The sequence below is a fragment of the Curtobacterium sp. MCLR17_055 genome, from assembly GCF_003234305.1.
GTDB lineage: Bacteria > Actinomycetota > Actinomycetes > Actinomycetales > Microbacteriaceae > Curtobacterium > Curtobacterium flaccumfaciens.
Genome location: NZ_QKSX01000013.1, coordinates 82,729 through 109,197, shown reverse-complemented (window position 1 = coordinate 109,197; position 26,469 = coordinate 82,729). Strand labels below are relative to the sequence as shown.

The 26,469-nt window shown below is 70.1% G+C and carries 25 protein-coding genes; 11 read left to right on the top strand and 14 right to left on the bottom strand.

All coding sequences use genetic code 11. The features are described from left to right. Nucleotides 1-131: 131 nt before the first annotated feature. The 3 genes from DEJ09_RS12690 to DEJ09_RS12680 are packed head-to-tail and all read right to left on the bottom strand — an operon-like array spanning nucleotide 132 to nucleotide 4,270. Nucleotides 132-692, bottom strand: coding sequence for a hypothetical protein (locus DEJ09_RS12690; protein ID WP_111028786.1), 561 nt, complete (start codon nucleotides 690-692; stop codon nucleotides 132-134). A gap of 1 nt (nucleotide 693) precedes the next feature. Next, entirely contained in the window at nucleotides 694-2,727 is a 2,034-nt protein-coding gene (locus DEJ09_RS12685) for a primary-amine oxidase (RefSeq protein ID WP_111088825.1), read from the bottom strand. A gap of 49 nt (nucleotides 2,728-2,776) precedes the next feature. After that, nucleotides 2,777-4,270 carry an APC family permease gene (locus tag DEJ09_RS12680; RefSeq protein ID WP_111088824.1) on the bottom strand — a complete coding sequence of 498 codons (1,494 nt, stop codon included), beginning with the start codon at nucleotides 4,268-4,270 and terminating at the stop codon, nucleotides 2,777-2,779. Nucleotides 4,271-4,463: 193 nt separating this feature from the next. Here DEJ09_RS12680 and DEJ09_RS12675 point away from each other — a divergent pair, with 193 nt between their 5' ends. The 4 genes from DEJ09_RS12675 (at nucleotide 4,464) to DEJ09_RS12660 (ending at nucleotide 7,534) form a co-directional block, all read left to right on the top strand. After that, complete coding sequence (locus DEJ09_RS12675) at nucleotides 4,464-5,981, top strand: APC family permease (protein ID WP_111088823.1); 1,518 nt, start codon at nucleotides 4,464-4,466, stop codon at nucleotides 5,979-5,981. Beyond that, on the top strand, nucleotides 5,978-6,631 hold the full coding sequence (locus tag DEJ09_RS12670; protein WP_258373891.1) for a helix-turn-helix domain-containing protein: 654 nt from the start codon (nucleotides 5,978-5,980) through the stop codon (nucleotides 6,629-6,631). The genes DEJ09_RS12675 and DEJ09_RS12670 overlap by 4 nt, the downstream gene beginning before the upstream one ends. Nucleotides 6,632-6,740: 109 nt before the next feature. Beyond that, on the top strand, nucleotides 6,741-7,196 hold the full coding sequence (locus DEJ09_RS12665; RefSeq protein ID WP_071248766.1) for an Hsp20/alpha crystallin family protein: 456 nt from the start codon (nucleotides 6,741-6,743) through the stop codon (nucleotides 7,194-7,196). Nucleotides 7,197-7,207: 11 nt separating this feature from the next. After that, the gene (locus DEJ09_RS12660) at nucleotides 7,208-7,534 is read left to right on the top strand and encodes a hypothetical protein (protein WP_071248763.1); all 327 of its coding nucleotides are present in this window, start codon (nucleotides 7,208-7,210) and stop codon (nucleotides 7,532-7,534) included. Nucleotides 7,535-7,616: 82 nt separating this feature from the next. Here the strand turns inward: DEJ09_RS12660 and DEJ09_RS12655 are convergent, their stop codons facing one another. Further along, entirely contained in the window at nucleotides 7,617-8,498 is an 882-nt protein-coding gene (locus DEJ09_RS12655) for a manganese catalase family protein (protein ID WP_111088845.1), read from the bottom strand. 489 nt (nucleotides 8,499-8,987) lie between these two features. On the opposite strand from DEJ09_RS12655, the gene DEJ09_RS12650 reads away from it, so the two are divergent. The 5 genes from DEJ09_RS12650 to DEJ09_RS12630 all read left to right on the top strand — a co-directional run bounded on the left by DEJ09_RS12650 (nucleotide 8,988) and on the right by DEJ09_RS12630 (nucleotide 12,604). Continuing rightward, a complete protein-coding gene (locus DEJ09_RS12650; protein ID WP_111028791.1) occupies nucleotides 8,988-9,359 on the top strand; it encodes a DUF6355 family natural product biosynthesis protein in 372 nt (123 codons plus the stop codon). 10 nt (nucleotides 9,360-9,369) lie between these two features. After that, a complete protein-coding gene (locus DEJ09_RS12645) occupies nucleotides 9,370-9,690 on the top strand; it encodes a DUF6355 family natural product biosynthesis protein (protein WP_111028792.1) in 321 nt (106 codons plus the stop codon). A gap of 97 nt (nucleotides 9,691-9,787) precedes the next feature. Next, nucleotides 9,788-10,474: an SDR family NAD(P)-dependent oxidoreductase gene (locus DEJ09_RS12640; RefSeq protein WP_111028793.1), complete on the top strand. Its 687-nt coding sequence runs from the start codon at nucleotides 9,788-9,790 to the stop codon at nucleotides 10,472-10,474. Nucleotides 10,475-10,724: 250 nt separating this feature from the next. Continuing rightward, nucleotides 10,725-11,936: a sensor histidine kinase gene (locus tag DEJ09_RS12635; protein WP_258373890.1), complete on the top strand. Its 1,212-nt coding sequence runs from the start codon at nucleotides 10,725-10,727 to the stop codon at nucleotides 11,934-11,936. Beyond that, a complete protein-coding gene (locus DEJ09_RS12630) occupies nucleotides 11,933-12,604 on the top strand; it encodes a response regulator transcription factor (RefSeq protein WP_056072621.1) in 672 nt (223 codons plus the stop codon). Before DEJ09_RS12635 ends, DEJ09_RS12630 begins: the two co-directional genes overlap by 4 nt. Here DEJ09_RS12630 and DEJ09_RS12625 read toward each other — a convergent pair. Further along, nucleotides 12,601-13,353, bottom strand: a complete 753-nt coding sequence (locus tag DEJ09_RS12625) for a TetR/AcrR family transcriptional regulator (protein ID WP_111088822.1) — start codon at nucleotides 13,351-13,353, stop codon at nucleotides 12,601-12,603. The two genes, DEJ09_RS12630 and DEJ09_RS12625, sit on opposite strands and share 4 nt — an antisense overlap. Nucleotides 13,354-13,432: 79 nt before the next feature. On the opposite strand from DEJ09_RS12625, the gene DEJ09_RS12620 reads away from it, so the two are divergent. Further along, nucleotides 13,433-14,275, top strand: coding sequence for an NAD(P)H-binding protein (locus tag DEJ09_RS12620; RefSeq protein ID WP_111088821.1), 843 nt, complete (start codon nucleotides 13,433-13,435; stop codon nucleotides 14,273-14,275). Here the strand turns inward: DEJ09_RS12620 and DEJ09_RS12615 are convergent. From DEJ09_RS12615 to DEJ09_RS12580, 8 genes are all read right to left on the bottom strand, one after another. Beyond that, a complete protein-coding gene (locus DEJ09_RS12615) occupies nucleotides 14,268-15,029 on the bottom strand; it encodes a triose-phosphate isomerase family protein (protein WP_111088820.1) in 762 nt (253 codons plus the stop codon). The genes DEJ09_RS12620 and DEJ09_RS12615 overlap by 8 nt on opposite strands. Continuing rightward, on the bottom strand, nucleotides 15,026-16,732 hold the full coding sequence (locus tag DEJ09_RS12610) for a dihydroxyacetone kinase family protein (protein ID WP_111088819.1): 1,707 nt from the start codon (nucleotides 16,730-16,732) through the stop codon (nucleotides 15,026-15,028). The genes DEJ09_RS12615 and DEJ09_RS12610 overlap by 4 nt, the downstream gene beginning before the upstream one ends. After that, nucleotides 16,729-18,120 (bottom strand): MFS transporter, encoded by a 1,392-nt coding sequence (locus DEJ09_RS12605; protein ID WP_111088818.1) that lies wholly within the window; start codon nucleotides 18,118-18,120, stop codon nucleotides 16,729-16,731. Before DEJ09_RS12605 ends, DEJ09_RS12610 begins: the two co-directional genes overlap by 4 nt. 140 nt (nucleotides 18,121-18,260) lie before the next feature. Beyond that, complete coding sequence (locus tag DEJ09_RS12600; RefSeq protein ID WP_111088817.1) at nucleotides 18,261-19,046, bottom strand: SDR family NAD(P)-dependent oxidoreductase; 786 nt, start codon at nucleotides 19,044-19,046, stop codon at nucleotides 18,261-18,263. Nucleotides 19,047-19,062: 16 nt separating this feature from the next. Then, nucleotides 19,063-20,016 (bottom strand): 3-hydroxyacyl-CoA dehydrogenase family protein, encoded by a 954-nt coding sequence (locus DEJ09_RS12595; RefSeq protein WP_111088816.1) that lies wholly within the window; start codon nucleotides 20,014-20,016, stop codon nucleotides 19,063-19,065. After that, the gene (locus tag DEJ09_RS12590) at nucleotides 20,013-21,035 is read right to left on the bottom strand and encodes a sugar phosphate isomerase/epimerase (protein ID WP_111088815.1); all 1,023 of its coding nucleotides are present in this window, start codon (nucleotides 21,033-21,035) and stop codon (nucleotides 20,013-20,015) included. The genes DEJ09_RS12595 and DEJ09_RS12590 overlap by 4 nt, the downstream gene beginning before the upstream one ends. Nucleotides 21,036-21,128: 93 nt before the next feature. Continuing rightward, complete coding sequence (locus tag DEJ09_RS12585; protein WP_111088814.1) at nucleotides 21,129-21,845, bottom strand: GntR family transcriptional regulator; 717 nt, start codon at nucleotides 21,843-21,845, stop codon at nucleotides 21,129-21,131. Between the two features lie 2,127 nt (nucleotides 21,846-23,972). Continuing rightward, on the bottom strand, nucleotides 23,973-24,818 hold the full coding sequence (locus DEJ09_RS12580; protein WP_111088813.1) for a serine/threonine-protein kinase: 846 nt from the start codon (nucleotides 24,816-24,818) through the stop codon (nucleotides 23,973-23,975). A gap of 378 nt (nucleotides 24,819-25,196) precedes the next feature. Here DEJ09_RS12580 and DEJ09_RS12575 point away from each other — a divergent pair, with 378 nt between their 5' ends. Beyond that, nucleotides 25,197-25,490 carry a hypothetical protein gene (locus DEJ09_RS12575; RefSeq protein ID WP_111088812.1) on the top strand — a complete coding sequence of 98 codons (294 nt, stop codon included), beginning with the start codon at nucleotides 25,197-25,199 and terminating at the stop codon, nucleotides 25,488-25,490. A 21-nt stretch (nucleotides 25,491-25,511) separates the two neighbouring features. Here the strand turns inward: DEJ09_RS12575 and DEJ09_RS12570 are convergent, their stop codons facing one another. Further along, entirely contained in the window at nucleotides 25,512-26,429 is a 918-nt protein-coding gene (locus DEJ09_RS12570) for a GNAT family N-acetyltransferase (RefSeq protein ID WP_220034937.1), read from the bottom strand. Between the last annotated feature and the right edge of the window lie 40 nt (nucleotides 26,430-26,469).

The following is a 26,469-nucleotide window of genomic DNA, read 5'->3' as shown; positions in this document are numbered from 1 at the left end:
GCCCTTCTTGCTTGCCGTGTGTCCCCTGCGGACGGCTGAACTCTTTCACAATGTGAACGGTCAGTTCAACGAACCATTCGCGCTGTGTACGTTTTGCGCGCCGAACGGGTCGGCGGCACGCGGCACGCGCCTCAGACCATCGCCGCGGACATCACCGCGACCGCGACCCCCATCGCCAAGGTCTCGACCAGCGGCAGCGGACGTGATCGTCGCCGGACGCCGTCACGGAGCATGTGGACGGTGAGCACCAGGTACCCGAGGGTCAACCCGCCGAGCACCACCTGCCACGTCACCGCGACCACCCCGAGGTGCTGGTGCATCCCCGCGGCACCGGCGTCGTGCGCCATGCCGACACCCATCGCGCCCATCACGAGCAGGCCCAGGGCAGCATGCAGCCGCCCGTACCGGCCGTGTGCGGAGGCCGCACCCGGCGGCTGAGCCGACCCGCGCCTCCAGGCGGACGTGGACTGCAACCGGTGCACCCCGGCGACCACCACGGCGAGGAACGCCAGCACCAGGAACCACAGGACACCCGGCAGGACCCGGGGTCCGAACGCCCCGTCGACCATCGCCGCCACCATCGCGACCGCGGCGACCACGTCGACCGCACGGCCGGGGCGCCACGCCCCGACCGTGCAGCAGGCCCCGGCCGACGCCGGCACGATGGCCGCGAGCCCGAGCAGGTCGGTCACGTCAGTGCCCGTCCCCGTGCCCGTGCCCGTGGTCGTGCTGGTGCTCGGCTGCGTCGTGTGCGGCCTCGACGGCGCCGGAGACGTGGTGCGAGCAGTGCGACCCGGCCGATGCCCCGATCGACGCCGGCACGTTCAGGGCCGGGTTCCGCGGGAAGAACCCGTACGGCTTGAGCGTGAACTTGGCGTAGTCGACGGGCATGACGGGCCAGTCCTCGGGCCGGGGGAAGTGCGTGGGGCCGAAGGTGTGCCACAGCACGATGTCCTCGCCGTCGAGCGGACGGTCCCCCTGCACGTACCGGGCGACGCCGTCCCCGCCGGGGTTCTGGTGCACGAAGTCACCGGCGGCGAAGCGCTCGGCCGGGTCGTACTGCGTCACGTACAGGTGCTTCCGTGCGAACTCGGCGCGTGCGGCCACCGACGACGAGTCGTCCGCGAGCAGCACCGGGGCGTCCTGCGGGTACAGCACGTACCCGGTCGGGCGGTCGAGGTGGTTGCGCTCCTCGGTGTTCGAGATGAACCAGGTCCGGGCCTTCGACGCGTCGGCGAGACGGCCGGAGGTCGACTCGGACGACAGCCGGGTGACCGACTTCGTGAACGCGTTGCCGTGCTCGTTGCCCGGGCCGACCGGGACCCGGACGGCGTCGACCTCGTCCACCGCGTTCGACAGCCCGTCGACCATCATGTCCAGCCGTGCCGAGAACAGGTGCTGGTGGTACGGGGCGCCGAGGCCGGGCGCGACCTCGGAGGCGTACGGGTAGTCCGCACCGGTCTCCGTCCGACCCGGGTACGACGAGGTGAAGAGGACGCCGGTGAGCTTCGCCTCGCACTCGATCGTGCCGTCGAGGTACAGGTACCAGTAGAACCCGTAGTCGTAGTTGCCGACGGTGGTGAAGAACGAGATCACCAGCCGACGGGAGCGCCGGACCTCCTGCGACCCGGTGTAGATGTCCCCGTGCTTCCACAGCGTGCCGAAGTCCTCCTCGTGCATGCAGATGCCGTTCCGGATGGTCTGCGGGTTGCCGAGCTCGTCGGCCAGGACGGCGTCGAAGTACTTGATCTCGCCGACGCAGTCGCAGCCGAGCTCGAGCGAGTTGGTGAAGCGTCCGAACAGGTACTCGCCGGTGTCGAAGTAGTTCTGCCAGAACCGCACCGGTGACGGGTCGCCGTAGGGCACGAGCATCTCGTCGATCGAGGCCCGGTAGACGATCGGCCGCAGCCGCGCACCGTCCTGCCACGACAGCTGCCGGAGCACGAGCCCCTCGCGGGCGTCGAACCCGACCTGGAACCGCCAGTTCGCCCACTCGACGAACTCGCCGTCGACCGAGAACGACGGCCCCTCGGGCTGCGTGATGACGATCGGCTTGAGGTCGAGCGGTTCGCCCTGCACCGCCGGGTCGTCGAAGTTGCCGGACGTGGCGGGCACGGGCATCTCCGCGACGTCCACGATGCGGGTCACGGCGCGGTTGGCGGCGTCGACGTACACCGACAGGCCGTCCACGGGGTGCGCCCAGACGTGGTCGGCGGGGTGGTCCTGGCGGAAGGCGAGCACGCGGAGGATCCGGCGCCCCTCCTCCTCGGGGTAGTCGTAGTACCCGGCCGACAGCGGGACGCACTTCACCTCGTCCGGCGTCAGGCCGCGCTTCGCCAGGGCGGCGACCCAGCGCTCGTCCGCGTTCGCGATCTCGCCGACGGCGTCGAACTCCTCGATGAGGACGGGCAGCTGTCCACGGGACCCGTCGAGCACGTCGGTGGACAGGACGATCCGGTCGGTGATCGAGACGACGCCGTCGGTGGAGCGTCCGGTCGCCATGTCGAGGAGCATCACGCGGGCGCGGCGGTCCGGCAGGGGACCGTCGCCGGCCTGCCAGGCCAGGACCTGCTGCTTGTGCGGCTCGTCGAGGCCGACGTAGACGAAGCGCGTGGTGTCGGTCCAGTCCGGCTGCGCCGTGACGACGTCGCGGACGGCGGTGAACTCGTCGGGGCTCAGGTTCGCGAGCGGGTGGGTGGTGGCGGTGACGGGGTCGGTGAGCGTCATGCTGGTGGTTCCTTCGGTTCGGTCTGGAGGCGCGGGTCGGGTGGGTCGGTCAGCCGTCGCTGGCGAGACGGTCGAGCATCTGGTCGTAGCGGCGGCGGTCGCGCCGGCGCAGCACCACGGCCTGCAGCACGCCGACGGCGGGCACGACCACGACGAGGCCGGTGAGCACGGTGCTGACGACACCGAAGACGCTCGCTCCGGAACCGTCGACGTCACCGACGAGCGTCGGGAAGTTCGCCCAGATCAGGACGGCCGAGGCGACGAGCCCGACGAACCCCAGGACCGGGGCGATGACGGTGTTCCAGATGCGGCGGTCGGCGCGGTTCCGGCGGAAGTACACGATGACGGCGAGGCTCGTCGCTGCCATCAGGATCGCCACGCCCAGGGTGGCGACCCCGGCGAACCAGCTGAAGACCTGCAGGACCGGATCGAGGCCGAGGACGGCGAACAGGACCATGAGCACGGCGGCGGTGACGGTCTGCACGACGCTCGAGGTGTGCGGCGACTCGTGCTTGCGGTGCACGGTGCCGAGACGACCGGGCAGGAGCGAGGCGTTCGCCATCGAGTGCTGGTACCGGGTGATGACGTTGTGGAAGGACAGGACGCAGGCGAACATGCTCGTGAGCAGCAGCACGTTCATGACGGCCTCGCCCGCGGTGCCGATGTACTGCGCCGCCGTGGTGAGGATGAGCGCGCCCGGGTCCTTCGCGGCCTCGGCGAGCACGCCGTCCGGACCCCAGGCCATCACGAGTCCCCACGACGCCAGCGTGTAGAACACCCCGATGCCGATGACGGCGGTGTAGGTGGCCCGTGGGATCGTGCGCTCCGGGTCCTTCGCCTCGTCACGGAAGATCGCGGTCGCCTCGAACCCGATGAACGCCGCGATGGCGAACATGAGGCCGACGCCGGGCGAGCCGGACATGACGTGGGTCGGTTCGAACGGCGCGAGCGAGAGCCCGTCGGCACCGCCCCGGAACACGATCGCGGCGACCAGGACGAGCACGATCCCGACCTCGCCGACGAGCAGGACGCCGAGGACCTTGCTCGACAGGTCGATGTGCCGGTAGCCGAGCACCCCGACGAGCGCCACGACGACCAGGGACCACACGTACCAGGGGATGTCCGGCCCACCGAGGCCCGTGACGGTCACCCCGAGCAGGTACCCGATGTAGCCGTGCACGCTGACCTGGATCGTCGTGTAGGTCAGCAGCGCCAGGGTGGCCGCCCCCGCACCGGCCGGACGACCGAGCCCGTGGCCCACGAACGTGAAGAAGGCGCCGGGTCGTGGCAGGTGCCGGGTCATCGCCGCCAGCCCCACCGAGAACAGCAGCAGGATCACGGCGGACGCGGCGTAGAGCGACGGGAACCCGACGCCGTTGCCGAGCAGCATGCCGAGCGGGGCGGCACCGCCGACGACGGTGAGCGGGGCGGCGGCCGCGACGACCATGAACACGATCGCGGTGACGCCGAGCGAGCCGCGCATGGTCCGCTGCGGTGCGGGTACGGCTCCGAGTGACGCGGGGTCCTTCGTGATGCTGGACATCGTGGCCTTCCGGTTCGGGTGACTGGGTCGGGGTGGGACCACGGTCCCGCGCTGGGGTTGCGCCCCCGTTCCACGAGTGTGAAACCCGCACGCACCCGAATGGGACGGCCCGGACGAGGCGTCTCATTTGCCCGAGACCACCGCGAAACACGACCGAGACACCGGGGCAACGCAGCGCCCGTACCGTTGCCGCATGACCGCGCTCGACCGTGCCATCGCCGACCCGCCACGGGTGCCGGGCATCGGCACGCGCTCCCCCGTCGACGGGCTGTCCCGGCGGAGCATCGGCCCGGTCGACGTGCTGGCGCAGTCGGTGTCCGCGGTCGCACCGTCGGCGGCGGCCACCACGATCCCGGTGCTCGTCGCGACCGTCGCCGGGCAGGGCGCGACGTGGTCCCTGCTCGCCGCGATGGCGCTGTCGTTCCTGGTCGGACGCACCGTGAACCAGTTCGTCCGACGCGTGGCGGGCACCGGCTCGCTCTACACCTACGTCTCGCTCGGCCTGGGGCCGGCGGCCGGTGTGGTCGCGGGCGCCGCACTGCTGCTCGGCTACGGGTTCATCGCGATGTTCTCGCTCACCGGCAGCGGCTACTACCTCGACTACCTGCTGTCCCGGTTCGTCCCGACGGCCGGCACTGGCTCCCTGGTCACGGTCGTGGTGATCACCGTCATGGGCGCCGCGGTGTTCGCCGTCATCGCCCTCGGGGTCCGGTTGTCGACGCGCCTCACCCTGCTCGTCGAGACCCTGTCCGTCGCCGTCATCGTCGTGCTGATCGTCGCCCTGGTCGCACGGCTGCAGCCCGTCGACACGTCCGCCCTCGCACTCGGTCCGACCGCACCGGCGCCCTTCGCGGTGGGCACGGCGCTCGCGGTCACCGCCTTCGTCGGGTTCGAGAGCGCGTCGGTGCTCGGCGTGGAGGCCCGGCGCCCGTTCCAGGCGATCCCCCGCGCGATCTCGTGGACCGTCCTGGTCGCGGGCGTGCTCTACGTCGTGAGCGCTGCCGCCCAGCAGACCGGGTTCGCCGCGATCGGCGCCGACCTCGCCACGAGCGCGTCGCCGGTCAACGAGCTCGCCACGGCCTTCGGCATGCAGTGGGTCGGGTGGGCGCTCGACCTCGGGATCGCCGCCTCGTTCGCCGCGTGCGCGATCGCCTCGACGACGGCGCTCGTCCGGGTGCTGTTCGCGATGGGCCGTGAAGGGGTGCTGCCGGCCGCGCTCGGGCGGGCGTCGCCCCGGTTCCGGACACCCTTCGTCGCGGGCGTGCTGGCGTGCTCGGTGCTGACCGCGCTGCCGGTCCTCGGGCTCCTCACCGGCATCCCGACCTGGTCCCTGATGGAGGCCGAACTCGTCGTCGCGGCACTCGGGTACCTGACGGCGTACGCGATGACGTGCTTCGCGGCTCCGGTGTTCCTGCGACGCATCGGCGAGCTGACGACGGGGGTGGCGACCACCGCGGTGACGACCGGTGTCCTGCTCACCGCCGTGCTGCTCACCTACGCCGGGGTCGAGGCCGCATCGCCCCGGTGGCCGGCCGTCGTCCTCGCCGTCGGGGCGGTCACCGCGGTCGTCGTCGCGTTCCTGGTGGCGACCCGTCGGCGACCCTGGCGACGGGGTCGGAGCCGGGCGGTGTACGACGTGCCGGTCGAGGCGGACCTGCTGGGCGCCTCCCGGCCGTCCGCCGGACCCGGCCACGGGACGGGGGTGCGGTGAGCGAACCCGGTCTCCGCGCGCGGCAGCCGAAGGCGATCCAGAACGCCCTCGCGGTGCTCGAGGCGGTCGCGCACGCCGGGCCCGGCGTCACCGCCCAGCAGATCTCGGACGCGCTCGGGATGCCGCGGGCGACCACCTACCGGCTCATCACGCTGCTCGTGGAGGACGAGTACCTGGTGCGGCTGCCGGACCTGCGCGGCTTCGCACTGGGGCACAAGGTCTCGGAGCTCGCCGGCGTCGCCCCGGCCGCTGCCCCGTCGGTCCCACCGCTCCCCCGCGCCGTCCGGTCCGTGCTGTCCGACGTGCGCTCGGCGGTCCGCGCCGGGGTGCACCTGGCCCGGTACGACGCCGACGGGATCTGCGACGTCGACGTCGACCCGGACTTCCCGCTCCTCGACGCGACCGCCCTGCGATCGGCACCCGGGTCGAGCGCGATGGGCCGGCTGCACGCAGCCGGCGGTGCCTCGGCGTCGCAGGTCGGTGCCTTCGTGCGGGGCTTCGGGTGCCTGGCACTGCCCGTCCGCGGCGAGCGCGGTGAGCTCGTGGCGGGGCTGACGTTGTCCGCGCCCGCGGCCCGGGTGGAGTCCCCTGGCGAGGCCCTGGTGCACCTGCGGACGGCGGTCGCGCGGCTCGAGCCCCTGCTCGGCTGAGTTCTCGGCGTCCTCCGAGCGATCTCTTGGCACTCACCAGGGTCGAGTGCTAAAACGGTGGCAGTTGAGTCGAGGGGACTCAACGAGAACCACGAAGGAGTTGATTTCGATGACGATGAACTTCGATCCGTTCCGCGAGCTCGACCGACTCGCGGGTTCGCTCCTCGGCACCGCCGCCGGACCGCGCTCGATGCCGATGGACCTGTACCGCACCGGGGACCACTACGTCCTCGACGTCGACCTGCCCGGCATCGACCCGGGCTCCGTCGACATCGACGTGGACGGTTCCGTCCTGACCATCCGCGCCGAGCGCACGCTGGGCGCGCCCGAGGGCTCGCAGTGGCTCACCCGTGAGCGCCAGCCCGGCACGTTCGTCCGGCAGCTGACGCTCGGCGACGGCCTGGACGCCGAGCGCATCACCGCCGGGTACGACAACGGCGTGCTGAGCGTCACGATCCCCGTCAAGGAGTCCGCGAAGCCGCGCAAGATCGCCGTCACCGTCGGTGGCGCGTCCGAGCAGCTCGCGGTCGGTTCCGGTGCCGCCGGTTCCGGCGCCGCCGAGTGAGGAGCTGAGCGATGACGTCCGTCCTGCTGAACGCGGTGGTCGCGGTCCTCGTCGTCACCGCGGCGCTCGCGCTGACGAGCCTGGACCGGCGCACCGCCGTGCTCCTCGGGGCGACCGGCAGCCTGACCGGCACGTTCCTGACCTGGGTCGCCGCGCCCCGGCTGTTCGAGCAGTCACTCCTGGCGCCCTGGGTCGCGGCCGTCCTCGGCACGGCCCTGCTGATCGCGGGGTGGAGCGCGGTCCGCGCCTACTCGGGCATCTTCGAGGCACCCCGCGACGAAGAACCCGAGACGGGGGCGCTGATGACCGTGGGCGGGTCCGCCCCGTCGGTGCGGTGACCACCTGACGGACAGGAGGCCCGGTGCACGTCGTGCGCCGGGCCTCCTGTCGTTCCGTCGGTCGCGTGGGCGACCGTCGGGACTACTCCTTGTTCAGCTTGTCCTGCACCAGGCCGGCCGTCTTCTCGACGATGTTCGGCAGCTCGGTGGTGCCGTAGAGCCGGACGTCGGGGTGCGTGGGCGGGGGCATCGGGACCGAGGTCGTCGGGCCGTCGTGGTACGAGTACTCGCCCTTGCCGTCGAACGAGGGGCCGCTCGCCCAGGGGCCGTTCTTCGCCTCGGCGCCGTCGGAGAAGTTGAGGTACTGGTAGTTGACCTCCTGGTTCTCCTTCGACTGCGGGAAGTTGCTCGGCACGGGGAAGCCCTCGACGCCCTTCTCGCGCAGCTCGGCGGCAGCGGTCGCCCACATGTTCTGGTGCATGGTGTCGCGAGCGATGAGGAACGACAGCAGGTCCCGCACGCCGTGGTCGTCGGTCATGTGGTAGAGCCGGGCGGCCTGCACACGACCCTGCATCTCGGCGTTCTCGTTCGCCGTGAAGTCGGCGAGCAGGTTGCCGCTGGCGGTGATGTACGAGCCCTGCCAGGGGTTGCCGTTGCTGTCCACCGGGCGGGCACCCGCACCGGCGACGATCGCGTGCTGGACGTCGGTGCCGCCGACGATCGCGGCGACCGTGGGGTCGTCCTGCAGCGCGTCCTCGGTGATGCCGAGCGGGGACTTCTCGAGCAGCTGCGCGATCATCGTCGCGAGCATCTCGACGTGGCCCATCTCCTCGGCGCCGATGCCGAACACCATGTCGCGGTACTTGCCGGGGATGTGCATGTTCCACGCCTGGAACTGGTACTGCAGCGCGACGGAGATCTCTCCGTACTGGCCACCGAGCACCTCCTGCAGCTTGCGGGCGTAGATCGCGTCGGGCTTGTCGGGCGTTGCCTTGAACTGCAGTTCCTGCTTGTGGAAGTACACGTGGCTCTCCTTCACTCCAGCGGATGCCCGTCGATCGAGCGGGTCCGTGTGCGATGGTCGGCGCGACCGCCTCAGCGCCGTCCCAAGGAAAGCCAGATCGCGCAGACGGGCGTCAGCGTCCTCTCCCGCGTCGACGCAAGGCGACGACCCCGGCCCAGACCGTGCAGCCGGTGAACCCGAGAACGAGCACGGACACGACGGGGATCGCGAACCCATCTCCGATCGACTGCTGTCCGCGGAGCCAAACGACGACGAGGAGCAGTACCAAACACCCTGCGGCGATGATCGTCGCGACATTGCCAGCTGATCGTGAGCCCATGTCCACCTCGTTCCGTTGCGATACCCACCGCATGCACACCTGGCGGGCTTGCGTGATGATTCTTCAAGAGTAAGTTCGTTGTTGTTCCGAATTCCACGAACGGAATTCGGGGCACGATGCACAATTCGTTGCGCGGACAGCCTACCGCAGTCCCGCAGAGGGGAGAAAGAATGCATCTGCATCAGAAAATCCGGAAGGCAGCACTGGGGAGTGCGGCCGCCGCACTCGCACTCGGCGGAGTCGTCGGTGTGAGTACCGTCACCGCAGCGCCGGCGAGCGCGATGGTCTGCGGGTACAGCGAAGAGATCGAGGACTACGATTCGACCTTCGCGATCAACGTCCCAGTGGTCGGGTCGATATCGCCGTTCAGTGGTCAGCGCCAGGTCGCGCATTACGGGAATTGCGGCAGCGGCAATGTGAAGATCAAGGTGACGATGAAGGGCGGGAGCAAGAACTACTGCGTCCAGCCCGGCGACGTCCGACTGGGATTCACCGAGAACGACAAGCAGATCTCAGGGGCCAGCAAGGTCGGAAGCTGTTAGGGGGAGAGCGATGAAGCTCTGGACGAAGATCGGTGGCACGGCACTCGCCGCCACCATGATGTTCGGCGGGTCGCTGGCAGCGGCCGGTCCCGCGAACGCCGCGTCACCGTGCGGTTTCTACCCGATCACGACGGGGAACATCGGCGGCGGGGACGACGGACACTACGAGAAGGGCACCTACAACAACTGCAAGTCGGACCCGGTCCAGATCACCGTCAAGTACACGTACACGTCGAAGAGCCTGTGCTTGTCGGCCGGCGAGACGACGTTGTACGCCAATCCGGACTACGGGGCCCTGACCGGTGCCTCGTGGACCGGCAAGTACTGCTGATCGCGATCTGACCACCGGAGCTCCTGCCCGCCATCGGGTGGGGGCTCCGGTGCGCGACGGGCGGGCAGACCGCACCGTCCCGGCATAGCGTGGCCGCGTGGACCTCGAACTCAAGAACCGTGTCGCACTCGTCGTCGGAGGCAAGGGGTACATCGGTACCGCCGTCGCCCACCGCCTCCGCACCGAGGGGGCGACCGTCGTCGTCGCTTCCCGCAGCGCCGAGGACTCCGACGGCAGCGTGCCGATCGACACCGCCTCGCAGGAGTCGGTGGACGCAGGCATCGCCGCCGTCCTCGAGCGGCACGGGCGCATCGACGTGCTGGTCGTGACCGCTGCCCCGAGCGCGAGCACCCTCGACCCGGCCCGGAAGTCCGACCCGGAGCAGGTCCTCGACGCGATCGACGGCAAGGCGCTCGGGTTCCTCCGCGTCGCGAACGCCGTGCTCCCGGCCCAGCGCGAGGCCGGGTTCGGCCGCGTGGTCGTGGTGAGCGGGCAGAACGCGTACTTCTCCGGCAACATCACGGCCTCGCTCCGGAACACGGCGGTGAGCGTCATCGCGAAGAACCTGGCCGACGACGTGGCGGGCACCGGGGTCACGGTGAACGTCATCAACCCCGGGACCGTGACGGACACCCCGTCCGCCGAGGTCCGCCCGGGAGGCCCCGGCGACTCGACACCGCAGCAGATCGCCGACCTCGTCGCGTTCCTGTCGTCGCCGCTGAACGCGGTGTCCGGCGAGTCCGTCTCGATCGCGCACCGCCAGCTGGGGTCCGTCGTCGTCTGATCCCCGAGTACCGGGTGATCACCCCTCGCTTCACCCGCAGGGACGAAGCGCTTCGCCCCTGCGCCCGATGCCCCGGCGACTCCGGGCCACGAGTCTGGTGACATGGAGTCCTCGACGAAGCACACGATCGCCACGCTGCTGCTCTGCGCCGCGATCGTCACCACGACCGTCATCGCCCTCGCCGCCATGACCGCGGGCGCGTGACGTCGGTCCGCGCTGCCCGGCGTGGGCGGCATGCGATGATCGAGCCGTGACGGACCGGCGCACGTTCCTCCGGCCGCTCGCCACCCGGTCGATCGTCATCGACGTGGCCTGGGCGGCCCTGGCGGCGTTCGTGTTCCTGCTGCCCATCGACCTCGAGCTCGAGCACGCGAGCCTCGCCGCAGTGTTGTCGGCTTCGGTGGCGATCGCCCTGCGTCGCATCTCCCCGTCCGCCGCGATGGCCATGGTCGTCGTCCTCGGGGTGATCCAGGTCGGCGGCGGCGAGCGCCCGTCGCTGGTGGACCTCGCGATGTTCGTCGTGATCGGCACCGCCGCGGTCGTGGGCACCCGCACCGAGGTCGTCGTCTCGGGCGTGCTCGCGGTCGTCGCCGGGGCGGGTGCCACGGTCTACCTGGCGTCGACCGGCTTCCGGTTCCTCGTGCTCATCAACGGGCCGCGCGACCAGGCCTTCCTGGCGATGGCCGCCCCGGTGACCGCGCTGCTCGGGGTCTGGGCGGGTGGCGTCGCCGTCCGGGCCTTCCGCTCCCGCGACCGCGAGTCGGAGCGCCGTGCCGACGCCGAGGCCGCAGCATCACGTGCCGAGGCCGTCGCCACCGAGGCCGAGGCCACCGCCACCCGCGCCATCGACGTCGCCGAGTCCGAACGCATCCGCGCCGACATCGCCCGGGACGTGCACGACGTCGTCGGCCACTCGCTCGCGGTCATCATCGCGCAGGCCGACTCGGTGCCGTTCCTCGACGACGAGGCGCGCATCCGAGCGGTCAGCGCCACCATCGCGAGCACCGCCCGGAGCTCCCTGGTCGAGGTCCGACAGGTCCTCGGGCACATCGACGGCTCCGCCGAGGCGACCGGCCCGGGCTCGCTCGAGGAGATCGTGCAGGGCATCCGCGACGCCGGGGTCGACGTCGACCGCACGGTTCGCGGGGTCCCGCTGGCCCTGCGCCCGGACACCGGCACCGCCGCCCGCCGTGTGCTGCAGGAGATGCTCACGAACGCCCTGCGCCACGGCGCCCCCGGCAACCCGGTCGTCGTGCGGGAGACCTGGCGGAACGCCGACCTGGTGCTCGAGGTCGAGAACGTCGCCGGAGACGGCACCACCGCTGGCTCCGGCCGCGGGATCGACGGCATGGACTCGCGCCTCGGCGCCCTCGGTGGGTCGTTCGACGCCGCCGTGCTGGACGACGTGTTCACGGCACGCGCCCGCATCCCGTTCGACGTCCAAGGGGGACCCGTCCGATGACCGAACCGATCAGGATCCTGCTCACCGACGACCAGGCGCTGTTCCGCGCCGGGCTCCGGGTGGTGCTCGACGCCCAGGACGACATGCGGGTGGTCGGTGAGGCCTCCGACGGGGCCGAAGCGCTCGCACTCATCCCCGAGGTGCGCCCCGACGTGGTGCTGCTCGACATGCGGATGGCCGGCATGGACGGCGTGGAGACCGTCCGGCAGCTCTACTCCGGCGCCGTCCCGGGTCCGCTGCCCCGCGTCGTCGTGCTCACCACCTTCGGGCTCGACCCGGCGGCGGCGACCGCGATCCGGCTCGGCGCCAGCGGCTTCCTGCTCAAGGACACCACGCCGCCGTTCCTGTTCGCCGCGGTGCGGGCCGTGCACGAGGGCAGCTCGGTCATCGCACCGAACGACCTCGCGCAGCTGTTCGGCACCGACGTGGCACGGGCCCCGGCACCGCAGCCGCCGGAGTTCGCGACCCTGACCGAGCGGGAGCGCGTCGTGTTCGGGTGGGCGTCCCGCGGGCTCTCGAACGCCGAGATCGCCACGAAGGAGTACGTCACCGAGTCGACGGTGAAGACCCAGATCTCGAGCATCCTCGGCAAGCTCTCGCTGCGCGACCGTGTGCAGCTCGTCGTCTACGCACACGACCACGGGCTGGCGGGCACCCGCGAGGACTAGTCCGCGGCGATCCGGTCGAGCCACTCCGCGAGCATCGTCCGCTCGGCTGCCGACAGTCGATCGAGCCGGGGCGCAGCGGCACGGAGCGTGATCGCGGCGCTCGTCACGGCGTCAGTCCCCCGACCGCGACCACCCGGGGCCGCGCCGCCGTCGTCCCTCGTCGGCCCGCTCGGCACGAGGATCCGCCCGAGCACCGCGTCGAGGACGTCATCGGCGAGTGACGGGTCCCGCTCGTCCGCCGGAGCGGCCAGGATCGCGAGCACCGCACCGGTGCCGGCCGCGTGCACGAGCTCGACCGCGCGGTGTTCCGGCACGGCCAGTCGTCCGGCCTCGGCCACCCGCTGGATGCGTTCGGCGAGCAGCGCGGTACCGGCGCGGGCGGCTGCCGACCGACGGCCGCGCTCCGGGTCGCTCAACAGCACGAACAGGTCGGGGTTCGCCAGCCCGAAGCCGATCGTCATCGACCACCCGGTGCGCAGGTCCTCGACGGGGTCGGTCGCCCCGTCACGAGCAGCCCGGACAGCGTCGGCCTTCATCGCCGAGAACGTCGCCATCGCGTGCTCGGCAACCGCTTCGAGCAGACCGTCCTTGTCGCCGAACAGCCGGTAGATGGTCGGTGCCTGGACGCCTGCGCCGTCCGCGACCGCCCGCGTGGTCACCGCCGCGGCACCGCGTTCGCGCAGCATGGTGCCGGCGACCTCGACGATGCGCGAACGCGTCTCGTCGCGCTGGCTTCCCTGCTCGATCACGGATCAACGATAACGGATCTGTGCTATCACTGTGTTACCAGCGATACCGACGCGCTGTTTCCACCGATACGGAGAAGCCATGATCGTCATCACCGGGGCCACCGGAGCCCTCAACGGCGCGACCGCCGACCACCTGCTCGAGCACCTCGCGCCGTCCGACCTGGCGGTGGTGACCCGTGAGCCGGCCCGAGCACAGCGGTTCGCCGACCGCGGCGTCGAGGTCCGCCGCGGCGACTACGCCGAACCGGAGACCCTGCCGGCAGCCTTCGCGGGCGCCGACCAGCTCCTGCTCGTCTCGTCGAGCGACCCGGCCGCCGACGCCGTCGCGCTGCACCGTGCCGCGGTCGACGCAGCCGTGGACGCCGGCGTCGGCCGGGTCCTGTACACGAGCCACCAGGGCGCCGCGCACGGTTCACCCTTCGTGCCCGCAGCGCACCACGCCGCCACCGAGGACCTGCTCCGCGACTCCGGGCTGCCGTGGACGAGCCTGCGGAACGGGTTCTACGCGCACAGCGCCGCCTGGATGACGGGCCCGTGGCAGGAGACCGGCACGGTGTCCGTCCCCGTCGACGGCCCGGTGTCGTGGACCGCCCGCGGGGACGCCGCCGAGGCAGCCGCCGCGATCCTGCTCGCCGATCAGCCGTTCGACGGGCCGGTGACGCTCACCGCTCCGGACGCGCCGACCTTCGCCGACCTGGCTCAGCAAGCGTCCGAGGTGTCCGGTCGGACGATCGGGTTCGAGGCCCTGGGCGAGGACGAGTGGCGTGCCCGTGCGCTGGCCGCGGGGCAGGACCCGCACATGGTCGGGTTCCTGCTCGGCATGTACCAGGCCGCCGAGCGGGGCCTGTTCGCCGGCACCGATCCGCTGCTCGGCGAACTGCTCGGTCGCGCCCCACGGCCGGTGCGTGACCAGCTCAGCTGAGCGCCGCGACCTCGTCGAGGATCGCCTCGACCGCTGCGGGGTCGTGGGCGAACCGTCCGAGGAACAGCCCGCCGATCCTGCCCTGCCCCCGGGTGAGCAGGCCCGGTCCGGCACTGCCCCCGTAGAGGACGGTGCTGCCGCGCAGTTCGGGCCGGGCGCCGAGGTGCTGCTCGATCCCGGCGAGCACCGCCACGATGTGGTCGTCCGGTGCAGGTGCCGGTGCGCCGATCGCCCACACCGGTTCGTAGGCGACGGTCAGGGGTCCGGCGAGACCGTCCGCGACGGCGGTCGAGACGGCCCGGTCGAGCTGCGCGGTCACCGCCGCCACCGCTTCCGTCGGATCGGAGGCCCGGTCCGGCTCCCCGACGCACACAAGCGGACGCAGGTGGTTCCGGAAGGCCGCGTGCACCTTCCCCGCGATCGTCGCGTCGTCCTCGTGGAACAGGGAGCGCCGTTCGGCGTGCCCGATCTCGACCAGGTCGACACCGATCTCCCGCAGTTCGGCGCCGGAGACCTGGCCGGTGAACGCGCCCGCGTCGGCCCACGACAGGTCCTGCGCGGCGAGGAGCACTCCCGACCCGGAGAGCACGTCGCGGACGGGCACCAGCGCCGGGAACGTCGGCGCCACGAACAGCGTCGCCGCTCCCGACAGCGTCGCGGGGTGTCGCCGGGCGATGTCCGCGACCTCGGCCGCCCACGACAGCGTCCGGGCGTGCGAGAAGTACGTCTTCAGCGACACCCCGACGGTGATCACGGGGCGACCGTCTCCACGACGAGGGCGAAGGACAGCGCACCGGGGTCCGCGGTGCCGACGGCCTGGTCGGCGTGCGTCCGCGCCCGGCCCATCCTCGGCACCAGGGACTCCGTGGCGTCGGCCGCTTCGCGGGCGGCACGGACGGCGTCACCCCAGGCCTCGGCGAGCGCCGCCCCGGCGTCGAACCGGGTGCGGAGCACCTCGTCGAACGGCACCAGGGCGTCCACCATCGTCTTGTCACCGACGGTGGCGCCGAACGCGAGCACGGCCTCGGTGGCCGCGCGGACCCCCTGCGCGACGGTGGCACCCGACGGACGCGAGTCGTCCCCGACCACGCGACCCAGGGCCTCCAGGGCGGCGCCCCAGATCGCACCGGACGTGCCGCCGGCCTTGTCGGACCAGGCATCCGCGGCGACCAGCAGGACGGTGCCGGCACCGGCACCGCGGCTGACCGCGTCGGCGGCTGCGACGTCGGCGGCGTGCGATCCGCGCTGCATCCCGATGCCGTGGTCACCGTCACCGGCCACGGCGTCGATGCGCCCGAGTTCGTCGGCGTGCTCGTCGAGGACGGCGCGGACCGCGGCGAACCCGGCGGCGACCTGCTCGGCGACCGCACGGGACTCGTCGGTCGCCGGGCCGATGCCGACGCCCTCGGCGTCCGCCGCCACGGTCGACGGGTCGACCCGCTGTTCGGCGACGGCACCGCCCTTGCGGTAGGCGGGGGTGTCCGCGGGTGCTGCCCAGAGTTCCTCGAGCTCGTCGTCGAGCCAGAAGAGCGTCAGGGAGACCCCGGCCATGTCGAAGCTCGTGACGAGTTCGCCGACCTCGGGCTCCACGATGACGACCCCGGCGTCCGCCAGGCGCCGCTGCACCGAGCGGTAGACGACGAAGAGCTCCTCGTACTTGACCGAACCCAGGCCGTTCAGGATGGGGACCACCCGCTGGCCCTCGAGCGTCACGCCGTCGGGCAGTTCGTCGAGCAGCCGGGACACCAGCAGCTCGGCCAGCCCGTCCGCGGTGGGCACGTCCGTCTCGTCGATGCCACGCTCGCCGTGGATGCCCATGCCGACCGCCATCCGGCCCTCGGGCACCGTGAACAGGGGTTCCTCGGCACCCGGCAGCGAGCACCCGGAGAACGCGACGCCGAAGCTCCGCGTCCGGTCGTTCGCCCGCTCGGCGACGGCGGTGACCGTGTCGAGGTCGTCCCCGCGCTCGGCGGCGGCGCCGGCCACCTTGAAGACGCAGAGGTCACCCGCGATGCCGCGGCGCTTCGCGCGCTCGTCGGCCGGGGCGCTCGTCACGTCGTCGGTGACGCGGACCGTCCGGACCGGGATGCCGTCGGCCTCGAGCGTGCGCGCCGCGGCGTCGAAGTTCAGGACGTCACCGGCGTAGTTGCCGTAGCTGAGCAGCACACCGCCCCCGTGCTCCGCGGCCTTCGCGACCCCGGTGACCTGCTGGGCGCTGGGGCTGGCGAACAGGTTGCCCATCGCGGCACCGGCGGCCAGTCCGTGTCCGACCAGTCCGCCGAACGCGGGGTAGTGCCCCGAGCCGCCGCCGATCACGACCGCGACCGTGCCGTCGGGACTCGTGGTGGAGCGGGCGACCCCGCCGTGCACCTTTCGCACCCACCGCTCGTTCGCGGCGACGAAGCCGTCGGTCGCCTCGTCGGCGAAGTCCGCCGGGTCGTTGAACAGTCTGGTCATCGCTTGCTGCCCTTCGGGTCGGTGGTGCGGACGTGCGAGGTGTCGAGCAGCTCGTCGGCCTTGGCCCCGCGGAAGAACTTGGTGCAGAAGATCATCACCGCGGCGACGAACGCCAGGACGCCGAGCGAGACGATGCCGAACGCACCGCTGTCGGTGGGCACCACCTCGTTGATCGCGGTGCGCATGATCGGGGCGACGAACCCGCCGAGGTTGCCGAGCGAGTTGATCAGGCCGATGCCCGCGGCCGCCGCGGCACCGGTCAGGAACGCCGTCGGGTACGCCCAGGTGATCGGGCCGACGGCCAGGAAGCTCGCGACGGCCAGGGTGATGAACAGGATGCCGAGCACGGGCTGCCCGTTCGCACCCGCCCACGCCGAGCCGAGGATCGACAGACCGGTCGTGACGTAGAACAGGGTGCCCCAGCGACGACGGCGTCCGACGGAGTCTGCACGCGACCCGATCAGGTAGCAGGCGACGAGCCCGACGAGCCACGGGATCGCGGACACCAGACCGACCTGCCAGCCGACGTCCTGCCCGAGCAGCGAGGACACCTGCTGCGGCAGGTAGAACGTCGTGCCGTAGACGGCGACCTGCAGGCAGAAGTAGATGATCGTGAAGTACCAGACGCGCCCGCTCGCCATCGCGCGCCAGATGCCCTTCGGGCCGTCCTCGCTGCGGGCGGTGTCCTCGCGCTCCATGGCCGCGGTGAGCGACGCCTTCTCGCCCGGTTCGAGCCACTTCGCCTGCTGCGGACTGTTCGTCAGGAACACCAGGGCCGCGATGCCCGCCAGCACCGCGAGGATCCCCTCGCCGGCGAACATCACCTGCCAGCCGTGGAACGGGGTGACCTGGTCACCGATGCTGATCAGCCCACCGGACAGCGGGGCGCCGATCATCTGCGAGAACGGCTGCGCCAGGTAGAAGATCGCGAACATGCGCACGCGCACCTTGTTCGGGAACCACTCGGACAGGTACATGATCACGCCCGGGAACAACCCGGCCTCGGTCACACCCAGGATGAACCGCAGGATGATGAACATCGTGTCGTTCGTCGTGAAGGCGAACAGTGCGGCGACGATGCCCCACGTGACGGCGATGCGGGCGAGCCAGAAGCGCGCACCGAACCGCTTGAGCAGCAGGTTCGACGGGATCTCGAAGATCGCGTAGCCGATGAAGAAGATGCCGGCGCCCAGGGCGAAGGCGGCGTCCGAGATGCCGCGGTCGACGCGCAGGGCCTCTTCGGCGAAACCGACGTTCGTGCGGTCGAGGAACGCGACGAAGTACAGGATGACGAGCATCGGCATGAGGTGCTTCGTCGCCTTGCCGATGGCGGACTTCAGGCCGGGGTCGTTCGTCGACCCGAGCGCGGGGGCAGGGGGTAGTGACACGGGTTCGCTCCTTTGCGAGCACGGTGCGGTCGTTCTGGCGTCCGGCGGTCGGGCCTGTCGGCTTGTCAGCTTGTCGGCCTGTCGGACGGGAGGCACGGATCGCGTCGCCCGGTCGGCGCGCGTTCCGTGGGCGGCTGGCCCTAGTGCATGTACAGGCCACCGTCGACGTTGAGCGTCTGGCCCGTGACGAACCCGGCGTCCTCGCTGATCAGGTAGGCGATCGCGGCAGCGATGTCCCGCGGTGTGCCGATGCGCGGCAGCACGCCGTCGGCGGCCATCTCGGCCTTCCGCTCCTCGGACAGGGTGCCGCCCATGATGTCGGTGTCGATCGGACCGGGGGCGATCGCGTTGACCGTGACGCCGCGCGGGCCGAGCTCGCGCGCCAGTCCGCGGGTCAGGCCGATCACGCCGGCCTTCGCCACCGTGTACGGGGTCTTGCTGAAGGTGCCGCCGCCGCGCTGGGCGGAGACGGACGACAGGTTCACGATGCGCCCGTAGCCGGACCGCACCATCGACTCCGCCGCCCGCAGGCTGGCGAAGTGCACACCGTCGAGGTTGATCGACAGCACCCGGTGCCACTCCCCCTCGGGCAGGTCGAGGTAGGCGTGCGCGGAGGAGACCCCGGCCAGGTTCACGAGTGCGGTGATCGGCCGGAGTTCGGCCTCGATCGTGTCGAAGGCCGCACGGACGGCGGTCTCGTCGGCGACGTTCGCACCGACGCCGACGGCCCGCACGCCGTGCTGTTCGCGGATCTCGGCGGCGACCTGCTCGCTCGCCGTCTGGTCGAGGTCGATGATCCCGACGTCCCACCCGGCCTCGGCCAGGTGGTGGGCGGTGGCGCGGCCGATGCCCCGCGGTGAGGCGCCCCCGGTGAGGACGACGGTGCGGTCGCGGTGCTGGCCGGCTGACTGGTTCTGCGTGCTCATGGTTCGTGCTCCGGGCTCAGTGGATCGGTGCCGGGCCGAGCTCGTCGAGGAGCTTCTGCATCGCCACGTACGCCTTGTTCCGGTAGGCCACGAGCTCGGGCGTGCGGTCGGCCGGCACCTCGAGGTACCCGGCGCCGGACTTCGTGCCGAGCTCACCGGCGTCGACGTGCTGCTGCAGCGACGGCGGGGTGGCGAAGCGCTCCGGCCAGCGGGTCTGCAGCGACTCGAAGCAGAACGCGTAGACGTCGAGTCCGGCCATGTCGGCGATCGCGAACGGGCCGAAGAACGGCAGGCGGAACCCGAACGTGGTCCGCACGATGGTGTCGATGTCGTCGGGGCTCGCGATGCCCTCGTCGGCGATCTTCGTGGCCTCCTCGAACAGCGCGTACTGCAGGCGGTTCAGGACGAACCCCGTGGAGTCCTTCACCCGCGCCGACTGCTTGCCGGTCGCGGCGACGACGGTCTCGCCGACCTCGATCGCGTGCTCGTTCGTGGTCGGGTGCGGGATGAGCTCGACGCCGGGGATGAACGGTGCCGGGTTCGAGAAGTGCACGCCGAGGAACCGCTCCGGGCCCACGACCGCCTCGGCCAGCGACTCGATCAGGATCGTCGAGGTGTTCGAGCCGATCACGGCGTCGGGGCGAGCGGCCTCGCTGATGCGGCGGAGCGTGGCGTGCTTGATCTCGAGCTTCTCGGGCACGGCCTCCTCGATGAAGTCGGCGTCGGCGACGGCGGCCTCGATCGACTCGGCAGCGCTCAGGTGTGCGCGGACCCGTTCGACGGCGTCCTCGGGGAACAGTCCGTCGGCGACGAACTCTGCGGTCTCGCCGAGCAGTCGCTCCAGGTTCTGCTGGGCGATCTCGGCCGAGACGTCGGCGATCCGGACGGTGTGGCCGGCGAGGGCGAGGACCTGGGCGATCCCGCCGCCCATGTAGCCGGACCCGACGACGGCGATGTCGAGGGTGCTCATCGGATTGCTCCTTCGGTGCTGGTTGCTGCGGTCGGGGTCGCCGTCGCGTCGAGCTTCGTCGTCGCGAGGACGGATCGGATGTACTGCTGGTTGGTGGCGCAGACGCCGAGGCTGTCCCCGCCGTACTGCTCGGTCATGACGATCCCCCGGAACCCGTCGGCGACGGCGTCGCGCAGGACCTGGCGGTAGTTGATGAGGCCCGTCTCCATCGTGCTCGGCGCGCTCGTCGCCCAGCTGCCGTCGCCGGCCTCGTCACGCGTGTAGTTCTTCACGTGCAGGTAGTTCGTGTGCGGCATGGTCTTCGCGAACAGCTCCCGCCAGTCCTCGACCGGACGGTGCAGACGGATGAGGTTCGCGACGTCCGCGTTCAGCCCGACGTTGTCGAGCCCGATCTCCTCGACCAGGCGGACCGCACTGTCGGCGGTGCCGAGGTACGTGTCCTCGTACAGCTCGAGCGCCATCGGCAGCCCGACGCTCGCAGCGTGCTCGCCGAGCTCCCGCAGTCGCTTGACCGCGGCGTTCCAGACCTCGGGGTCGTCGGGGTCCTTCGGGCCCGGTGCCGTCCAGAACCACAGCGCGCGCTTCTGGGCGTCGGTGAACGGCTGGTGCAGCCCGGTCGAGAAGACCTGCATGCCCCACTCGGCCGCCGCGTCGATGGTGCGGTGGGCGTAGGCGAGGTTCTCCTCCTCGCGCCCGGGCTGGATGACGCTCTTGCGCTGCAGGTGCACGGACGGGATGCCGATGCCGTGCGCCTTCGCGACGGCGAACAGCTCGTCGCGGCGGGAGGCTTCGAGGTCTGCGGGGCGGATGTGGCTGTCGGCGAGCTCGGCGAGCGAGAAGCCGACGGCCTCGATCTGCCCGAACACCTCGTCCCACACCTCGGCGGGGGCGTCGTGGAAGGCCGTCCCGTCGCGGGTGACCTGCGCGAACCCGTGCAGGCAGGCGGCGATCGGCCAGGTCTTCGACGTCCAGGTGGTGGGGTCCCAATCCTGGTCGACCCAGTCCTGTGGAGTGGTCACGGAATGCTCCCTTGCATGTCGTGGTGGTTCAGCATCGAACCTCTTTCCTATAGGAAAGATACTCGCACGACGCCGGAACGCAACCCCTCTGCCTCAGCTCGTGTGGGACGCGTCCGCGCGCGAACGCAACCGGACGGCGTCGATGTGGAGCCGCATCGCGGCGACGGCCGACGTCGGGTCCGCAGCCAGCGCCTCCAGGATGGCCCGGTGTTCCTGGACCGCACGATCCGTGTCGTCCCCGCCACCCTCGACGATCTGCCGCATGCGGTGCACGCGCGTCGTGATGATCTCGGACATCTCCTCGAGGAACGGGTTCCGTGTCGCGTCGAAGATCAGCTGGTGGAACTGCCAGTCGCTGCGGAAGAAGCGGGCCATCAGCTCCTCCGGTGGATGCGCTGCGCCAACGGACGCGACCTCGGCGGCCACCGCAGCCTGCTCGTCGAGCGCTGCCGCCAGTCGCTCGCGCAGGCCGTCGACGTCGCCGCGGGCTGCGAGCTCGACGGCGCCGCTCTCGACGATGAGCCGGGCGTCGAACAGGGCCTCGAGCTGGTCGCCGGCCAGGGGCGGCGAGACCCGGTAGCCCTTGTTCGCTTCACGGGTGACGAGGCCGGTGCGTTCGAGTTGCACCAGGGCTTCGCGCACCGGGGTCGGCGAGACCCCGAGACTGCGGGCCAGTCCGTCGATCGACAGCCGCATGCCCGGTTCGACGTCGTGGCCCATCAGGACCTCGAGCACCCGGTCGTAGACGCGGTCGCGCAGACCGAGCTGCGTGATGCGCTCCGTCCCGAAGCCGGGCATGGTCGTGGACATGGGTCGATCCTAGAGAATCCACGACTCGGGCTCGGTGGGAGGGCCCCGAGCAAGGCTGCGCCATCACGAGCTGTCACCTTCTTCGACGTCGCCCCGCCCTCGCGCTCATGTCGCCCATGGGCTTGCTCGATTGCCGCTCCCCGCGCGCCGATAGGGCGCCCTTCTATCAGCTGAGGCTGCGGCGATCTGCGTCATGCCGCCGCCCCACTCGTCTACCGAGTCACGCTCAAACTCAAGAAGCTAGAGTGGGCAGGTGTCAAGGGTTCGAGGGATAGCGGTCGCAACATCCCAGCCGCGACCCGGCCGCCGATTTGAGCCAATCCAAGAGCTAGAACTCCATGACGACGCGCTAGATGCAGCCAAAACCCTCCCCGGCGCATCTCGAGGCCTGGTCGTCGTGTCAGAATTCGCTGGACCCCTCGGTATCCCAGATTTTACAGCATTCGTCGGGCAAGTGGCACACATTCGTACGCGTCAGAATCTGACTATCGCCCCGATTGTCAACGAGGTAGAGGCGGGCATAGTTTCCGTAGCTCACGTGAATCGCCCATCCTCCGCGGAACAGCTTGCGCAAGCTCTCGGCTGGCCGTCAGCGATTGTCGCAGGGCGGGTGCCGAGACTCGTGAAAAGCGGCGCGTTGGCCGAAGTTGCCCGCGGGAGATACACGCGACCTATGCTCCTTGAGCCTGCTGGTCGACTCTATGCGATCGAGGCAAAGGTGAACGACTGGCGGTCCGCACTCCGTCAAGTCCGAACCTATCGTGTATGGGCGGATGCATATGTAATTGTCATGGGGTCGATATCAGTGCAGGCTCAAGAAGCCCTCACAGCTGAGGTTCGTCATGACCGTGGCGGGCTCGTGGTCGCCGGGAAGTGGGTCATGAGACCACGTCTCGGCCCAGTTCCGACCAGACGGAGGATCGAGGCCTGGGAACGGTTTGCGTCAGCAACGCCGAGAGAGCTAGACGACCCATCCCTCGCTCTGCGCATACATTCGTAGCCCTTGTTGGTAGGGAGACACCCACATATCAGAACGATCGCGTAGCCCTACCGATGCGCGGATAGCGGCCCAGTTTGTGGCGGCCTCTGAGTACATGCGGTCGAGTTCCTCGTATCGCGCCTTATAGCTTGTTCCGGCGCCCTCCACACGACTCAACGCCGCTTCGAGTTGCGCTACGTGATGCCGGAATGCTTCCTTGGCTCCCGGAGCACCAGGAACGCCTCCGAGGCGTGCTGCGAGGCTTGGAGACTGTTGCTGAAGTACGGCCCCGTCTCCCTTTTTATCGAGGCTTCCAACGAGGCCCGAAAGGCTGGGTCGCTCGTACCAACTCGCTGGTCCGCTCGTCTCGGGCCGAGGTTCGTAATCCTTGAAGGAAACGACCCTTTGACGTTTATCCCATCCCGTTCCCACCGAGCGCGCACCTGCGGCGACTGCCGGTAGGGCCGCGAAGTCCCCGTGCGAGATGTGCACTGGCGCGTACTCACTCAAAGCGCGGACGGTGCGGCAGATTCCGAATACCTCATCGGCGGTAAGACGCGGCGGCAAGCTGTTATCAGGTTGAACAAATGAGAGAAACCACCCATTTGGAGCAAGAGCTGCGAGCGCACCGATATGCGCATCTAGGTCGCGACCATCGTTCCAGAATGTACTCACCCCAGCAATGGTTAACCAAGCGCCGGGCTGCATCTCTAAAGCAACCCTTGACGTCTCTAGCGCTAGGGTGCTGACGTTATTCAGACCGGAAGGCAGCAGAGGTGCAGGTGCAAGATATGGAACCGACAGATCGGCTTGGTGTTTGAACACTCTGCGTACGTGCTCCCGACGGTAGGAATCCTCGGTTAGGTCCCCCACCGGCCCGCCCCAAAGGGCAAACTCTGCGTAATACCGGAAGTCTCCAACCCCAGGCATTTGCAAAGCATGAGTCGTTGGGTCGAACCAGACAGATACCCCCGCAGCGTGGAGCTCATCCACCCTCCTGCTGATCCCGGGCTTCAAACCCGGTCCGCCGCGATGAGCGAAGGGCGAGGCCCACGGCGTGATCACAGCCCCCGAAGCATTGCCTGCGGTGTGGGCTTCGATGATCCAGCCGGCCTGGAATGAACGAGGACTGTCCTCTACGAAGGTCGTCACGGAGTCGCCTCCAGAGCGTCCCGTAGAGCCGCCGCATCCCGGTACCGCCGAGCGGGCTGCGGGTGCAGAGCTCGGTTGACTATCCCTGCCTGCTCAGGTGAGAGATCTGGTCGGTGCTCTTCGATCGGCTTGGCGCTCCCATCTCGGAGGCGAACTACATATTCGTATTCATTCCCAGTCCAAGGGTAGGGTGACACCCCAGAAAGGGCCGTGTAAAGATGGATTCCCACCTGGAACACGTCCGACATCTGCATGGGGCCGCCACTATAGCTGTTGAGATGCTCCGGAGTGAGGTATCCGGGTGTACCCGGTTGCCCCGCGACGGTCAACCCAGACCGAAGCGTGTGTCGTGCAAAACCAAAGTCGAGCACTTTATAGGTGCCATCACTCAGTTGCCGAATGTTATTTGCGCTCAGATCGCGGTGAATCACGCCCCGCTGATGACCCGCAGCCAGCCCGTTGGATACCTCGACACCCATTGCTCGGGCCTCAGACCAACTCCACTGAGTGCTACCCAGCAGCGCGCTCAGGTCGGTGCCGTCCAAGTATTCCTCAACCCACGCAGCACCGCGCGGCGGGTCTCCCAGTTGATATAGCTGCGATTCGACCTTGACCACGTTCGGGCTGTCGATACTCGCGAGGAGCTGTACTTCGCGCTCAGCTCGTTTGAGTGTCTCGTCCGTGGTGAAATCCAGCGCTACAACCTTCAGGACGAAGGGTTGCCCGTCCCGCGAGACCTTGCGAACTGCCTTCTGACCACCGACGGCACCGATTGGTCCGTCGTCAGTTAATGCCAGAGCGGCGACCGCTTCCCCCACGAGATTGTCATCTGCGACAGTCATGGCTAGAACATAGCGCCATTCGCGAGCGCGTCTCACCAACACGCGGGCGGAGCCGCGCTAGGCGGAGGGTGCTGTTGTGGTGTATACCCCAGCGCCACACTGACTCGCGTGGTCGATTGGGGTGGTTCTAGAGTGCGTTTTCGTCCTTGCGCCACACGAGTGTGCAAGCGTCTAGGGGTGGTGCAACGCAAGACGCAGACCGTTGCGTCCGTTCGGGTGAGCTCGATCGATCAGAACCTCGGCCGCCAGTTCGAGGCCATCGGCGACGTCGACCGACTGTTCGAAGAGAAGATCTCCGGCGGCTCCCGCACCGACTGAACCGCGCTGCTCGACTGCATCGGATACGTCAGCGACGGCGACACCGTCCGAGTCGCATCAATGGACCGGCTCGCCCGCTCCCTCGGCGATTTGCGCGACCACTTCGGCCGGTTCGGCTGGCGCCCCGCGTCCTTCGACCTCACCCGCCTCGCGGTGCTCCACTGGCAGCACGATCCCGCCCTCGAAGCGGCGTTCTTCGACGGGTACGGCGACGATCCGCGCACTCCGGACGCGTGGCGCTGGCTGCAACTCCGCGAAGCAGTGGGCACCGCGACCTGGGCCTACGCGGTCGGCGACGAGGGGTTCGAGGCCCAGGGCCACGACATGCTCCGCCGCGCCCTCGCCGCGTTCTGACCCGTCAGACCAGGACGCAGCTCACGGCACCCGCACGAACCGCGGCGCCCCACGGTCCCGCAGTCGGAAGCCGAGGTGCTGGTAGAGCCCGATCGCCCCGGTGTTCCCGGCGGCCGCGTGCATCAGAGGGGTCTCCCCGCGCTCCCGGATCCCGTGCGCGACGGCGAGCACCAACCGGCGCCCGAACCCCTGCCCCCGGTACGCGTCGTCCGTGCACACCGCGCTGATCTCGGTCCACCCCGGCGGGTGCAGGCGCTCCCCCGCCATGGCGACGAGCCGCCCGTCCCGCCGGATGCCCAGGTACGTGCCGAGCTCGATCGTCCGCGGCAGGAACGGCCCCGGCTTCGTCCGCTCCACCAGGGCGGTCATCTCCGGCACGTCGTCAGGCGTCAGCACGACGGCTTCGGGATCCGGCGCACCCTCGATCGCCTCGCCGGTCAGCTGCACGCCGCCGGCACCCTCGACGAGCTCCCACCCCTCGGGCAGGACGGCAGCCGCGCCGACGCCGAGCATCCCGCCCGACCCGAGCAGCGCCCGGACGTCCTCCCAGTCCTGCGCGGTGGGCTGCGCGGGGATCCCCGTCCACACCGACACGTCGGTCTGGTAGCGGACGACGTCGCCGCGCCGCTCGGCGAACCGCGCGTGGTGGCTGTTCAGCGCGGCCATGGCGGGTGCGTCGAGCATGCGCGTCGGGGTGCCGTCGTCGGCGATGGTCAGGTCGAGCGTCCGGAGCGCCTCGCCGCGGGAGTCACCGCCGCGGAACCCGAGGTCCTCGATCCGCCGTCGATCGCCGTCCGCCCACCCGGCGGTGTCCGCGACGACTCCGGAGGCGTACTGGTTCGTGGCACGGTGGACGACCAGCTCGACGTCCGCTGCCGAGGCCACGAGGACCTCTCCAGGTCGGGGCAGCGCGGTCGAGGTCGGCGCAGTCGTCGTCATCCCACCATTCTCCGCCCGCGGCGAGCGCCGCCGACGCATC